Origin of the sequence: Faecalibacterium sp. BCRC 81149 (assembly GCF_022750605.1) — a bacterium.
Classification (GTDB): Bacteria; Bacillota; Clostridia; order Oscillospirales; family Ruminococcaceae; genus Faecalibacterium; species Faecalibacterium duncaniae.
Map to the genome: position 1 here is coordinate 302,835 of NZ_QXJA01000001.1, position 14,531 is coordinate 317,365.

The following is a 14,531-nucleotide window of genomic DNA, read 5'->3' on the forward strand; positions in this document are numbered from 1 at the left end:
ATCGGAGGGAAACAATGGAACAGTATACTGTTACGGGCATGAGCTGCGCGGCCTGCTCTGCCCGGGTGGAAAAGGCCGTAAAAGCTGTACCCGGCGTGACCAGCTGCTCGGTGAGCCTGCTGACCAACTCCATGGGAGTGGAGGGCACCGCCAGCGCCTCGGCCATCGTCAAGGCAGTGCAGGAGGCGGGCTACGGCGCAAGCCCCAAGGCTGCTGCCGCCGAGACCCCCAGCGCCGAGCTGGATGCACTGGCTGACCACGAAACACCCAGGCTGAAGAAACGGCTCATCGCATCACTGGTCTTTCTGGCGGTGCTGATGTATTTCTCGATGGGCCACATGATGTGGGGCTGGCCGCTCCCCCACTGGTTCGACGGCAACCACGTTGCCATGGGTCTGGTCCAGCTGCTGCTGGCGGGCATCGTGATGGTCATCAACCAGAAGTTCTTCATCAGCGGCTTCAAGGGCCTGCTCCACCGTGCCCCCAACATGGACACACTGGTGGCGCTGGGTTCCTCGGCCAGCTTTCTCTGGAGCACCTATGCCCTGTTCGCCATGACCCGCGCTCAGGTAGACGGCAACGACGCGCTCGTCATGCACTACATGATGGAGCTCTACTTTGAATCTGCCGCCATGATCCTGACCCTGATCACCGTGGGCAAGATGCTGGAGGCCCGCTCCAAGGGCAAGACCACCGACGCGCTCAAGAGCCTGATGAAGCTGGCCCCCCAGACCGCCACCCTGCTGCGGGAGGGGGCCGAAGTGACTGTGCCCATTGCACAGGTGAAAAAAGGCGACCTCTTTGTGGTGCGCCCCGGTGAGAACATCCCGGTGGACGGCCTTGTGCTGGAAGGTTCCAGCGCCGTGAATGAGAGCGCCCTGACCGGCGAGAGCATCCCGGTGGACAAGGCTGCGGGAGACAAGGTCAGTGCCGCCACCACCAACCAGTCCGGTTTCCTGAAGTGCGAAGCCACCCGTGTGGGCGAGGATACCACGCTGGCCCAGATCATCCGGATGGTCAGCGATGCCGCTGCTACCAAGGCCCCCATTGCCAAGATCGCCGATACCGTTTCCGGCTTTTTTGTGCCCGCAGTCATCTCTATTTCGGTGCTGACCACCCTTGTCTGGCTGCTGCTGGGCCGGGAATTTGGCTATGCGCTGGCCCGGGGCATCTCGGTGCTGGTCATCAGCTGCCCCTGTGCGCTGGGTCTGGCAACGCCTGTGGCCATCATGGTGGGCAACGGTCTGGGGGCCAGGAACGGCATCCTGTTCAAGACTGCCGCCTCGCTGGAAGCCGCAGGCCGCACCCAGATCGTGGCGCTGGACAAGACCGGCACCATCACCAGCGGCGAGCCCCGGGTCACTGACATCCTGCCTGCGGAGGGCGTTTCCGAGAGCGAGCTGCTGACGCTGGCGGCCTCGCTGGAGCAGAAGAGTGAGCACCCGCTGGCCAAGGCGGTGCTGGCCTATGCCGAGACAGAGACCATCGCCTGCCCCGATGTGACCGATTTTGCCGCCCTGCCCGGCAACGGCCTTGCCGCCCGGCTGGACGGCATGGAGATCTACGGCGGCAATGCGGAATTCATCGCCGCCAAGGCATCCGTACCCGCCGAACTCCAGGCCGAAGCCGCCCGGCTGGCCGCTGAGGGCAAAACGCCCCTCTTCTTTGGCGGTGCAGGCCACCTGATGGGCGTGATTGCCGTGGCGGACACCCTCAAGGAGGACAGCCCCCGTGCCATCCGGGAGCTGCAGAACATGGGCATCCGGGTGGTCATGCTGACCGGCGACAACCAGCGCACCGCCGATGCCATTGGCCGGCAGGCGGGCGTGGACGAGGTCATTGCAGGCGTTCTGCCCGACGGCAAGGAGGCCGTGATCCGCAGGCTGCAGGAGAGCGGCAAGGTGGCCATGGTGGGCGACGGCATCAACGATGCCCCCGCCCTGACCCGCGCGGACACCGGCATCGCCATCGGTGCCGGTACCGATGTTGCCATTGACGCGGCCGATGTGGTCCTGATGAACTCCCGGCTCTCCGATGTGCCCGCCGCCATCCGGCTGAGCCGCGCCACCCTGCGCAACATCCACGAAAACCTGTTCTGGGCGTTCATCTACAACATCATCGGCATCCCGCTGGCTGCCGGTGTGTTCATCCCCTTCGGCCTGACCCTGAACCCCATGTTCGGGGCTGCGGCCATGAGCCTTTCCAGCTTCTGTGTCGTGAGCAATGCCCTGCGGCTGAACCTGTTCGACCTGCACAGCACCAAACACGACCGCAAACCCAAGTCTGCCGCCCTGCCCGCTGCCCCCGTGCAGCCTGCAGCGGCTGAAAATACTGCCGAACCCGTTTCGGCTCCCGTTGTCAAGGAGGACAATGCCATGAAAAAGACCCTGCATATTGAAGGTATGATGTGCGGCCACTGCGAGGCCCGCGTGAAAAAGGCGCTGGAAGCCCTGCCCGCCGTGGACGAGGCCGTGGTCAGCCATGAGGCCGGTACCGCCATCGTCACCCTGAACGCCGAAGTTTCCGACGCAGACCTGAAGAAGGCTGTTGAGGATCAGGATTACAAGGTGACCGGCATCGAATAACGGATGCGCAAAAAGCAGCGCCCTGTTTCCCATTGCGGGAGACAGGGCGCTGCTGCTTTTTCTGGATTCTTTGGGGATTGGGATCACACCCAGCTGAGGATGCTTCTGTGCTCCGGCTCGTATTGCTTCAGCGCAATGGCCTGCTGGTAAGCATCCAGCACCTGCTGGGCGAAATGCTCTGCCGAGTAGCGGGCGGCGGTGGCCAGAGCGTTCTGGCGCAGCTGCCCGCGCAGGGCGGGGTCCGAGATGATGGTGTTCAGTGCCGATGCAAACTCGGCTTCGTCCTTCCACTGCCAGCCGTTGAAGCCGTTTTCCACCACGCCATCCAGGCAGGGGTCCGCACGGCAGAGCACCGGCAGACCACAGGCCATGCCCTCGAAGTAGGTCAGACCCTGGGTCTCGCTCTGGGAGGCGCTGACGAAGATATCGCCCACGCGGTACCACCGGGGTACCTCATCGGGCTTGACCATGCCCGCAAAGCGGACACGGTCGGTCAGCTTCAGCTCCCTTGTCAGTGCTTCCAGGTCAGGCCGGGCGGGGCCGTCGCCCACGAACACCAGCCACGGGCGGCTCTGCTCCGGCTGTGCGGCCAGCAGACGCACCAGCTGGGCGTGGTTCTTCTCGGCAGCCAGACGGCCCAGCGAGAGCAGGACGGTATCCCCTTCCGGGATGCCCAGCTCTGCCCGCATCCGGGTCTTTTCCTCGCCGTTGTCCTTCGCCGGGCCAAAGGCGGTCAGGTCAATGCCGGTGGGCACTGTGACCACCGGGCAGCTGACCCCGTAGCGGTTGAGCATGGCGCGCACCTTTTCGGTGGGGGCCAGCATGAGGGAGCAATAGCCCGAGAGGATGCGGGTGGCCTTTTCGGCGGTCATCCGGCCCAGACGCTCACTGAAGAAAAGGTACTGGGTATAATCCTCGTAGACAGTATGGTAGGTATGTACCACCGGGCAGTGGCACCGGCGGGCCACCCGCTGTGCCAGCATAAAGGTAGAAAACTCGCTTTGCGTATGGATGACCTCCGGGCCCCAGGCTTCCAGCTCGTCCAGCCAGTGGGAGATGGGCAGAGCGCCCGCCGCACTGATCCGCACGCCCGGGTAGACCCGCTCCGCGCTGATGCTGCCCACATACAGGATGCCGTTTTCCTCATGGGAATGGCCATTCTGGGCAAGGGTCACCACCCGCACGTCATGGCCCAGTGCCAGCAGCTGGTGGTACAGCAGCTCCACCGAGCGCACCACACCGTTGACCATTGGGGACCATGTATCTGATGCAAGAAGAATTTTCATTGGAACACCTCAGATTACCGCATAGAATAGGGGTTATGTTCTCTGTTCTATCTTTAATACGTTTCAGGGCCGCAGTTTCTTGCAGCTCCGCCCTGATTTTTTCAAAAAATTTCCGGTTTCACCACCGAGACCGTCTCCACGCCGTAGGCTGCGAAAAGCTCCAGCGCCGCCGGGCCGATCACCTCGCCGCTGACCACGATGGGGATGGCGGGCGGGCAGGACACAGTGGGCAGAGCGCAGACCCTGCCCAGCGCAGACCCTGCCGGGATGGTCTCCTGCGGGGCAAACACGGCCTGCCGCACGGTCAGGCGGGGCTCCGCCTGCCGGGCCAGCGCACAAAACGCCTCCCGATGCTCGGCAGGGGGTTCTGCCGGGGGGATGCCCCCTGCACAGAGTTCTGCCAGAGCCGCTTCCAGCCGGGCAATGTCCTCCGCCGGGTTTTCCGGGGTAAACATCAGCACAAGGTAGCGGGGGTCGGCATATTCGCATTCCATTCCGTTTTGCCGCAGATGGTCGGCCAGTGCCTGCCCGGTCAGGCCCAGCGCCGCCGCGTCCAGCGTCAGCTTCATGGGTTCCCGGGCGGGGCTGTCCAGTGCCAGCGGCAGGGCCGTGCCCTGCCCGGCAGCCAGCGCGTTCAGGCGGGCACGCAGAGCAGCCAGCCGGTCACAGCACTCCTGCAGGCGTGCCGGGTAATCGGTGGAAAGCAGCCGGTTGCAGGCATCGAGAGACTGCAGGATCAGATAAGACGGGCTGGTGGAGCCGAACAGCGCCAGTGCGCTGCGCACAGTGCTTTCCTCCTGCACGGGGGCCTTGGGGCCCAGATGCAGGTAGGCCCCCCCGGTGAGCACTGGCAGGGTCTTGTGGCCGGAGTCACAGCAGGCCGCCGCGCCCAGGTCGATGGGATGGCGGCTCCCGCCGGGCAGAAAGCGCAGGTAGGCCCCGTGGGCGTTATCCACCAGCAGGGGCACGCCGTGAGCATCGCAGACGGCAGAGAGGGCCGCGATATCCTGCATCCCGCCCAGATAGTCCGGGCTGGTCAGGTAAACGCCGAAGGGTGTTCTCCCCTGCCCGGCCAGCTCCTCAAGGGCGGTGGAAAGGGCCTGCACCGTTACCGGGCAGCTGCACAGCGCGCCGGTATCCTCCGGCGCGGGCCAGAGCCACCGGATGTCAAAATCCAGCAGAGCCGCCGCATAGAGCAGGGCTTTGTGGGCATTGCGGGCCGCCAGCAGCACCGGGCGCTTGCCGGTGCGGGGCGCACCCTGCATAGCAAGACAGAGCATGGCCCGGATGCACTGGGAAGAGCCCTCGGTGCTGTAATAAGTGTGGGCCGTGCCGAACAGCCGGGTGGCGTTGGCCTCGCTCTGCGCAATGATGCCCTCGGCCTCGTAGAGCTCATCAGCCCCCCGGATCTCGGTGATATCCCACGGCTCACAGCCCAGCAGGCTTTGCCCCTTATGCCCCGGCATGTGGAGCCGGGCGGTGCCGGACCGGGCGTACTGCCGCACAAAATCGACGATGGGGGTGGTCATTTATTCGCAGGCCTCGCCGTCGGCGCAGGCATTGCAGGTGGAGCCCAGCTGGATGGGCACTTCGATGCCCTGTGCAGCCAGCTCCTGATTCTGTGCCACCTGGATCATAATAGCGCACTCCATCCGCTTGCGGAACAGCTCACAGCCGTACTCGTACACGCCGGTAATGCTGCCGGTTGCGTGGTAGGAGTTGGCTGCACAGCCGCCGGAGCAGTAGAGCTTTGCCCAGCAGTCCTGGCACTCCTTGCGGGCGTAGGCGTTGCAGTGCTTGAACTCGTCCCGGACTGCCGTGTTGGTGACACCCTTCCAGATATCGCCCATCAGGTACTTGGGATCGCCCACGAACTGATGGCAGGGATACAGATCGCCCCAGGGGGTCACAGCCATGTACTCAGTGCCGGAACCGCAGCCCGAAATGCGCTTGTAGATGCAGGGGCCGCCGGTCAGGTCGATCATGTAGTGGTAGAAGGTGAAGCCGCGGCCCTCACGGTTCCGCTTGATCATCTCCTTGGCCAGGATCTCATACTGCTCCTTCAAGATGGGCAGATCTGCCTCGGTCAGAGCGCTGGGGTCACTGGGGTCGCAGACCACGGGCTCCATGCTCAGCTCGGTAAAGCCCAGATCTGCCATGTGGAAGATATCGTTGGTGAAGTCTGTGTTGTAGTGGGTAAAGGTGCCGCGCATGTAGTAGCCCTTATCGCCGCGCTTCTTCACGAACTCCTGGAACTTGGGCACAATGGTATCATAGCTGCCATGGCCGGCGTAGTCCTTGCGGAAGCGGTCGTGGACCTCCTTGCGGCCGTCCAGGCTCAGGACCACGTTGTGGCACTCCTTGTTGCAGAAGTCGATGACATCATCGTCAATGAGCATGCCGTTGGTGGTCATGGTGAAGCGGAAGTTCTTATTGTGGATCTTCTCCTGCTCACGGCAGTAGGCCACCAGCTTCTTGACCATATCAAAGTTCATCAGAGGCTCGCCGCCGAAGAAGTCCACCTCGAGGTTGCGGCGGCTGCCGGAATTCTCAATGAGGAAATCCATTGCCCGCTTGCCCACCTCAAAGCTCATCAGGGCACGCTCGCCCTGATAGCGGCCCTGCGAGGCAAAGCAGTAGGAGCAGTTCAGGTTGCAGGTGTGGGCCACATGCAGGCAGAGGGCCTTGACCACGGTGTTGCGGTTCTTGAAATCGAACGCAAGGTTCTCATAGGTATCGGGGCTCCACAGCTTGCCGGATTCCTTCAGGCTTGCCACATCATCGATGCACTGGCGCAGGTCGGCCTCGGTCACGTCCTCACGGTCGCCGTACTTTGCCATCATGGCGGCAACGATCTCGTCGGCGGTGTGGTCGGGGTACATGGCAATGACATCATACGCCACCTCATCCACCACATGCACCGAGCCGCTGCAGGTATCCAGCACGATGTTATAGCCGTTCAATTGATACTGATGTACCATTTTATTCTCCATTCCATTGTAACATAAAAAAATGCCGCCCGGCAAAGGCGGCATCCGATTTGCAGAAATTACTTGTTGCTGTTCTCGCACTTCTGGTTAGCCACGCCGCAGGAAGTCTTGCAGGCAGACTGGCAGGAAGTCTGGCACTCGCCGCAGCCACCGGTCACAACGCTCTTGGTCAGGTCACGAGTAGCGATCGTCTTAATACGTTCCATAATTAAAAACCTCTCTAGCTCCAAATAGTTGATACGCAGAACCACCTGCGCATTGTTATCTTGATATAGGATAGCACGGTTCAGGGATTCTGTCAAGATTTTTGTCGCATCTTCTGCGGGCAGTATTTTGTAGGCTGTACAAAGACGAGGCCTTACCCCACCGGCTGATACTTTTCCAATATTGTATGCAGCCCCAGCTCCCGGGCCTTGCCCAACAAGTACCGGTAGCGGGCCAGAAGGGCCTGCCGCTCATAGATGTGCTGTTCGATGAGGTCGGTGTCCACCTCAAGGTCGAACATCATCTCGTTCCGGTGCAGGCAGAACAGGCACTCTTTCAGCTCCTCCTCCAGCTCCGGGTGGTAGCGCTCGTGTTCGGTGTCCCGCGGGATGCGGGGCGAAAGCAGGGTCTTTTCCTTTTGCGTGGTCTGGGTCATAGCAGTTCCTCCTCTTTGTGCGTCTTTGCTTCTTCTGATTTCCAGTATATGCAAAGAGCATGAGAAGGATGACGGAATCAAGCAGCCCGCAAGAACTCCTGCGAAAGTGCGTCTTTTTTCTGAATTCTGCAAAAAATTTCAAAAAAGCGCTTGACAAAGCGGCGTTTTTTCCGTATAATAGCACACGTTGAGCGGCTCACCCCGCAAGACAGACCCAAGCTGATGGGGATTTGCATAGTGGTAGTGCGGTAGACTCTGACTCTACTTGTGGGAGTTCGATTCTCTCATCCCCAACCAAAAGACATCCGAACACTTCGGATGTCTTTTTTGTTCTTTGTTCACAGAGAAAGCAAAAGAGCGATGCAGCAAACGCTGCATCGCTCTTTTTGGTTAACGGCAATCAGTAATTCAGACCGAAGCCGCTGCGGTAGTAGTTGCCGTCGGCATCGCAGTAGGCGTAGCTGCCGCCCTTGACGTTGGCGAGGATGGCGGGATCAATGTACTGATCCTTATCGTAGCCGGGCACGTCGTTGGGAGAGGCACAGATCTCGCGCACCACACCGTCGATCTCCTGCTCGGTGATGGCAATGACGGCGGGGTCAGAGACCATGGTCAGGCTCAGCTTGCCGGTGGGGGCAAAGTCACCGCTGATGACATCGACCTGAGCGTTCAGGGCGTTGTTCAGGGCAACGGCGCTGACGGTGTACTGGATGGTCAGTGCGTCGCAGTAGGGCTCCAGCTTGTCCAGCAGCCAGGGGTTGCAGACCACGCAGGTGCCAACCACCTTGCCGCCGCGGGCATGGATGGCATCGGCCAGTTCCTTGATCTTCTCCACGTCCTTCAGGGTGACAACGGTGACCTTGCTGCCGGTCTTTTTCTGGCTCTTGTTGCGCTCGCGCTCGTCAGTGACGATCTCGCCCATCTCGATGACGGGCATTGCGTACTGGTTGAACACCAGACCGTTGCTGATAGGCCAGACGTGCAGGTAGAGCACATCGGCTTCCTCCGGGGTGGCCACCACGGTGTAGCCCTTCTTCTCAAAGGCTTCCGTCAGGGTCTTGCGCAGAGCGGCATCCTCGTCCGTGTTGCCCAGACCGGCACCCATGGCCTGTGCCATCTGTGCAAAGCCGGAGTCCACACCCTTGAAGGTGACGATGCAGACCTTCTGGCTCTTGGCCAGAGGCAGGAGCTTCTCATGGTTCTTGACCAGAACAACGGCCTTCTGGTTGGCCTCGTAAGCCTTCTTCTTGGCACCATCGAAGTTATCCACGCGGGCCTGATCGGCCTTGTCGGGGTCGAGGTAGGGGTTATCCACCCGCTTGGTGCGGAACAGGCTCAGCAGACGGTTGTAGCTGGCGCGGTCCAGATCTGCCTTGGGCAGCAGACCATCCTCCACAGCCTTGACGATGTTCTCGGGGTCGGTGTTGCCGCCGATGACATCGGTACCGGCAGAGATGGCCTTGGCGTAGCGCTCGGGCTCGGTAAGGTTCTCCACGCCGTAGATCTGAACGGTGGTGATGCCGGAGTCGGAGTTGACATAACCGTCAAAGCCCATCTTGTTCCGGGCCAGATCGGTGATCAGCTCCTTGCTGTAAGCGCTGGGCACTTCCTCGGTGCTGGTGATCTCGCCCCGGTAGGTCTGGGGCACGGCACGGCCATCGGTGGCAATACGGGAGTAGTCCGGCATGATGGAAGAGACCTTGTGGTCAAAGGCGCGCTGGAACGGGGGCAGATGATACTTTTCCATAGAGCCGGGGGTGCGGTAGATGCGCCACTGGCCGATGGGCACATGGGGCTCAAAGCCATTCTCAGAGGGGGCATCGCCGGGGAAGTGCTTGATGGTCAGAACAACAGAGCCTTCGTTCAGGCCGTTGTCGCCATTCTGATAGCCCTTGACCAGAGCCTCGGCAATATCGCTGGTGACATCGGGACGCTCGCCGTAGGTACCGGAGGTACGGGGCCAGCGGGGGTCAGAGGTCACATCGACCTGAGGGCCGTACATGATGTTCAGGCCCTCAGCCTTCATCATCTTGCGGTCGGTCTGGGCCATCTCATAGACCATGTCGGTGTTGCCATCGCCAATGACAGCCGCGCCGATGCCCAGAGAGTCCGGGTAACCGATGTTGATGGGGTTGGTGTGGAGAGAGTACGGAATGGCCACGCCGCCCTTGCAGGCCTCGTATTCCAGCATCTGGGTGCCGGCGTTGTGGTACAGGGCCACCATACCGGCCTCGCAGCGCATGTCACCGCGGTAAACACCGGCGGCAATGTGCTTTTCCAGAACGTGGCTGTCATCAATGCTGACGGTCATGCCGGGCAGAGGGCCGGGCATGGGCTTTTCACCGGGGTTGTGGTGCTTGTAGATCTTGCCCAGCTCCAGCTTGCCTTCGGCGTTGGTGGCCTCGGCACGGGTGGGCACCACAGGGGTGTTGAACAGGGTGTTCAACACAAGGCCTGCCTGCTGATCCAGCCGCAGATGCTTGACCATATCCTCAGCGCGCTGCTCAGGGCTCAGCCGCCAATCCTTGTAGGGGGCCAGCTCGCCGCTGTTGTCCAGATCCTTAAAGTACAGGCCGTCCTTGACGATCACGCCGCAGGTGGTCACACCGATGTCGGGGCCGTTGACGTTGTGGAAGATGACCGGCTCAAGGTACTGGTCAATGATCTGCTCGCCCTCTTCCAGAGCGTAGGGTGCAGGGATCACGCCGTCTTTGGCCTCTGCCCACTGGTCGGCGCTGGTATACCGTGTCTGCATAATGTTTCTCCTTTGTCTCTGTGCCTGCCACAGCACAGCTGATATATTACTTGCCTGTTTATTATACTTCCAGCGCAGATCGTTCGCAAGCAAACAAATAAAAAAAGTTACAAACTTTGGCGTAGTATACAAGGATGTTCTGCCGGATTTGTGCAACTTTCCCCTATCCTGATCCACAAACCGGGTTCGTTTCCTACTGACAACGCTGCTTAAAAATAACCCCCTCCGTCAAAGCCTGCGGCGTTGACGGAGAGGGTCGTATCCTTAATTTACCAGATCATCTGGATGCGGCCTGCGCCGTGCGGGTCCTCGTAGTTGAGCAGGTAGCCGGGGTAATCGGCCAGCGGGCTGTTGGCGCTTGCCAGATGCGGCAGACCATTGGCATCCACGCCGCCGAACATGGCTGCATAGCTGGACATGACAAGGTAGTCCTCAGAGACATAGTCTTTGATGAGGGTCGCGCCATCGAACATGGCAAAGCCATCACCCAGATTGCGCAGGGTGTAGTTCATGCCGGCCAGAGCATAGGTGGCGTTCGGGTCAAGGGGCTTATAGGTGCCGGTGGTCTTGTCGTAGATCTCCACATTGCTGACACGCGGGGTGGCGGCGCTGCCGGTCCAGACATTCTTGTCGTTGGTCTGAACGGTGTTGGGGATCATGGGGTGGATCGTATACCTGGCACCTGCCACCTGCAGGAAGCCGCCGTTCTCCTTGCCCTCAGCACCGGCAAAGCGGGCACCAAACTCCAGAGCGTCCTGGATCTGCTGGCCGGTCACGGACATCAGGCAGGCCACGTTGCCAAAGGGGCTGACGGTCTTGCAGGTCTTGAAGCTCCAGGGGCCAGCCTCCACATCGGTGCGGATGCCGCCGCCGTTCATAATGGCGACATCACAGTGGAGCTCCTCGATCTCGTTGAAGTAGGTGTAGATGCCGTCGGCCACGAAGTCGCCGAGGTTGGTCTCGCCGGAGCGGATGCGGCGCTTGCCGGTGGCGGGATCGTTGATGTAGAATTTGGTATCGCCCACTGCGATCTCCTCGCCCAGCATATCGTCCACTGCGCTGATCCAGTTGGAGGCGGTGGCGGCCACGGCAGCGTCCAGACCCTCGTAGGTGTTGATGAGCTCAGTGGTGATGGTACCGTCTGCGCCCACGGTCATCTTGCCGATGTTCTTGAAGTAAGAACCGGTCTGGGTCAGGGTGACTGCCTTGCCGGAAGCATCGGTGACCTGCTTGTTGGCCATCACGGTGTGGGAGTGGCCGTCGATGAAAGCGGTAAAGCCGTGGGTGTGTGCAATGACTTCCTCACTGGTCCAGGGAGAGGAGGAGGGGTCAACGCCCAGATGGCCCAGACCGATGATGGTGTCAGCGCCCCAGAACTCAGCTTTGTCGATGGCCTTCTGAACGGCATCGTAGAGCTTCTGGCCGTCCTCACCGCCCAGAATGTCATAGATGTACTTGGTCTGGGCATCGTTCATAAAGTAGGCCGGGGTAGACTTGGTGAAGGTCTCGGGGGTGGTCACGCCCACAAAGGCGATCTTGCGGCCGCCCACAAAGAAGAACTTGACGCTGGGCAGAACGTTGAAGCCGGTGCGCAGATCGACCCAGTTGCAGGAGACATAGGGGAAGTCGGCTTCCCGGAGCACAGCCTTGGCACGGGCCATGCCGTAGTCGAACTCATGGTTGCCGGGGGTAGCCAGATCGTAACCGGCCTCGTTCATCAGCTCGATGATGGTAGCGCCGTCATCCATGGAGCCGTAAGCGGTGCCCTGGATATGGTCGCCTGCATCCACCAGCAGCACATCCCGGCCGGTGTCCTCGATGCTCTTTTTCAGGGCAGCAATGGCGGCATAGGTGGGCTTGGGGGACTTGTTGTCGATATAGGTGTGGACATCGTTGGTGTAGAGGATGGTCACATCCGCTTTGTCACCAAAGAAGCAATTGGTCTCCTCCGCAAAGGCGGCGGGTGCACCGACAGAAACTGCGGTCAGTGCCGTGGCAGCACCGGCAGCCTTGATAAAGCTGCGGCGGGTAATGAACTGTTTCACAGGGAAAGACCTCCTTTGATTCAATACGCTCTTTCAGCCCTCTCCGTCAATGCTGTGCTGCGTTGTTTTCCCTTTTGGGGAACTGGCAGGCTTCAGCAAGACCGAGAGGGCTGTTTGTTACCTAAATCTTAACATAGAACCCCAGTTTCCGCAAGGGATTTTTGTAAAATTCGTGTCAAGAAATCCCACAATAGTCATACTGTTTTGGTAAAACGTTTGAAAATTCAGAGAAAAAGGGCAAAGCCCCACATCCCATGGAAAGGGTGCAGGGCTTTGCCGCATTCAGAAAAGAGGGTCAGAGGATCGGGGGACGATTCTCAGACAGCATCAGATGGCATGGTATTCTTTGAGGAACTTCTCAAGGTCGGTGCCCTCGATTTTCTTGAGCACTTCCTTGAGGGCCACCCGCTGGATGAAGGGCAGATCCATATCGGTGATCTTTCTGCCGTCACGCAGTTTGACCGTTGCATCGATCAGGCTGCGGACATCATAGGTGCTGCCCCAGACCTCGGGCACGCCGCGGTCGATGTTGAGCAGGGTGTAAACCGCTTCCATGCCGGTGCGCATGGAGTACTCGGTGGTGAAAATGGTGTCACGGCCGGTCTCGGCAAACTGGCCCAGGAAGGCGAAGTTGACAGCGCCCTGGGGCACGATGTCGGGGCGGTCGCCGAAGGCACGGGGCATGAAGAAGGCATCGATATAGGGCATCATCACAGGCACGGTGTTGGCGCTGTGCTCAGCCAGCTCGGCAATGTCCTCCTCGGGCACGCCGATGTGATACAGCCACTCCATGCAGATCTCGCGGCCGGTGCAGTCGCGCATGGGCTTCTTGACGTAATCGCCGGGCTTGTCGCTGAACAGGCCGTAGACCCAGACGCAGAGCTGGTTCTTGGGCTGATCACGGAACTGCTGCTGACGGTTCAGGGTCCAGCTGAGCAGCCAGCTGGAATCCTTGACCGTGACGATGCCGCCGGTGACGGTGTGGCCGCTGAAGGGGTCACGCTTGCAGATCTTCTTGATATACTGGGGGATCTTGTCGTCCAGGGTGGTGATGGTGGCGCTTTCCCAGTTGGACAGCTCCGGCTGAGAGCAGAACTTTTCGGGATGGCCGAAGGAGGGATCCTGTGCGGCGATCTTCTTCCACAGATCCCAGCCGTTGCCCGGCCTGATGGTGGGATCAAAGCCTGCGGCCTTGTCCTGAGAACCGATGGTGCAGCTCTCCACGCAGCCGCCGTTGGTGATGAAGAGCAGGTCGTTTTCGGTGAGGTCGATGGTCCTGCTCTCACCCTTGTGATCCACGGTCACGCTGCTGGCCTGCTTTTTGCCACCCTCGATCCGGAACTGGACATCGGTGACCTTGGTCTCGTACTGGAAATCCACGCCATGGTCCTTCAGGTAGGTGACCATGGGCAGGATGATGGACTCGTACTGGTTGTAGCGGGTAAAGCGCAGGGCGGTGAAATCGGGCAGACCGCCGATGTGGTGGATATAGCGCTTGAGGTAGAGCTTCATCTCCAGCGCGCTGTGCCAGTTCTCAAAGGCGAACATGGTGCGCCAGTACATCCAGAAGTTGGAGGAGAACACCTCATCGTCAAAGATATCGGTGATCTTTTTATCCTGCAGCTGCTCGTCCGGGGTGAAGAAGAGCTTCATGATCTCCATGGCACCCTGATCGGAGATGGCGAACTTGCCGTCGGTATGGGCATCCTGGCCGCGGTTGACGGTGGCACGGCAGAGGGACTTGTTGGGGTCCTCCTTGTTCAGCCAGTAATACTCGTCCAGCACGCTGGCACCCTCGGTCTCCAGAGACGGGATGGAGCGGAGCAGATCCCACATGACCTCGAAATGGTTGTCCATCTCACGGCCGCCGCGCATGACATAGCCGATATCGTACTTGTAGCCGTCGCAGGCACCGCCGGGCAGCGGGTCCTTCTCAAACACATGGATGTGGCCGCCCTGCATCTGGCCGTCACGGACCAGGTAGCAGGCGGCAGTCAGGGCCGCCAGACCGGAGCCGATGAGGTAAGCAGATTTATTGTCAACGCCCTCAGGCTTTTTGGGGTGTGCAAATGCTTCGTAGTTGCCACTGGAATAATACATACTGGGAACCTCCTGTAAATCGTATTGGGAAGACCGCGTTCATGGTTCTGTGTCATCTTCCCTTTCGTTGTGCTTAGTATACCCCAGTGGTTTTTTCAGAACAACAAACAAATCCTGAACAGTGTATAAA

At 60.2% G+C, this 14,531-nt stretch carries 9 protein-coding genes and 1 tRNA gene; 2 read left to right on the top strand and 8 right to left on the bottom strand.

All coding sequences use genetic code 11. The features are described from left to right. Window positions 1–14 precede the first annotated feature (14 nt). Entirely contained in the window at window positions 15–2,585 is a 2,571-nt protein-coding gene (locus tag D3F01_RS01510) for a heavy metal translocating P-type ATPase (RefSeq protein ID WP_242885665.1), read from the top strand. Window positions 2,586–2,668: 83 nt separating this feature from the next. Here D3F01_RS01510 and D3F01_RS01515 read toward each other — a convergent pair whose 3' ends face one another. The 5 genes from D3F01_RS01515 to D3F01_RS01535 all read right to left on the bottom strand — a co-directional run bounded on the left by D3F01_RS01515 (window position 2,669) and on the right by D3F01_RS01535 (window position 7,501). Continuing rightward, complete coding sequence (locus tag D3F01_RS01515; protein ID WP_242885667.1) at window positions 2,669–3,871, bottom strand: glycosyltransferase family 4 protein; 1,203 nt, start codon at window positions 3,869–3,871, stop codon at window positions 2,669–2,671. Between the two features lie 101 nt (window positions 3,872–3,972). Continuing rightward, window positions 3,973–5,400, bottom strand: coding sequence for an amino acid decarboxylase (locus D3F01_RS01520; RefSeq protein WP_242885669.1), 1,428 nt, complete (start codon window positions 5,398–5,400; stop codon window positions 3,973–3,975). Next, the gene (scfB, locus tag D3F01_RS01525; RefSeq protein WP_181966812.1) at window positions 5,401–6,852 is read right to left on the bottom strand and encodes a thioether cross-link-forming SCIFF peptide maturase; all 1,452 of its coding nucleotides are present in this window, start codon (window positions 6,850–6,852) and stop codon (window positions 5,401–5,403) included. A 68-nt stretch (window positions 6,853–6,920) separates the two neighbouring features. Next, window positions 6,921–7,067 (bottom strand): six-cysteine ranthipeptide SCIFF, encoded by a 147-nt coding sequence (scfA, locus tag D3F01_RS01530; protein ID WP_015563834.1) that lies wholly within the window; start codon window positions 7,065–7,067, stop codon window positions 6,921–6,923. A gap of 152 nt (window positions 7,068–7,219) precedes the next feature. Next, window positions 7,220–7,501, bottom strand: a complete 282-nt coding sequence (locus tag D3F01_RS01535; RefSeq protein ID WP_005932624.1) for a DUF2508 family protein — start codon at window positions 7,499–7,501, stop codon at window positions 7,220–7,222. Between the two features lie 223 nt (window positions 7,502–7,724). Between D3F01_RS01535 and D3F01_RS01540 the strand changes: the two genes are divergently transcribed. Next, window positions 7,725–7,798, top strand: a tRNA-Gln gene (locus tag D3F01_RS01540). A gap of 103 nt (window positions 7,799–7,901) precedes the next feature. Here D3F01_RS01540 and D3F01_RS01545 read toward each other — a convergent pair. From D3F01_RS01545 to D3F01_RS01555, 3 genes are all read right to left on the bottom strand, one after another. Continuing rightward, window positions 7,902–10,256 (bottom strand): glycoside hydrolase family 3 N-terminal domain-containing protein, encoded by a 2,355-nt coding sequence (locus tag D3F01_RS01545; RefSeq protein ID WP_242885671.1) that lies wholly within the window; start codon window positions 10,254–10,256, stop codon window positions 7,902–7,904. Between the two features lie 269 nt (window positions 10,257–10,525). Continuing rightward, window positions 10,526–12,301, bottom strand: a complete 1,776-nt coding sequence (locus tag D3F01_RS01550) for a bifunctional UDP-sugar hydrolase/5'-nucleotidase (RefSeq protein WP_242885673.1) — start codon at window positions 12,299–12,301, stop codon at window positions 10,526–10,528. Window positions 12,302–12,628: 327 nt separating this feature from the next. After that, window positions 12,629–14,401, bottom strand: a complete 1,773-nt coding sequence (locus tag D3F01_RS01555) for an oleate hydratase (RefSeq protein WP_242885675.1) — start codon at window positions 14,399–14,401, stop codon at window positions 12,629–12,631. Window positions 14,402–14,531 lie beyond the last annotated feature (130 nt).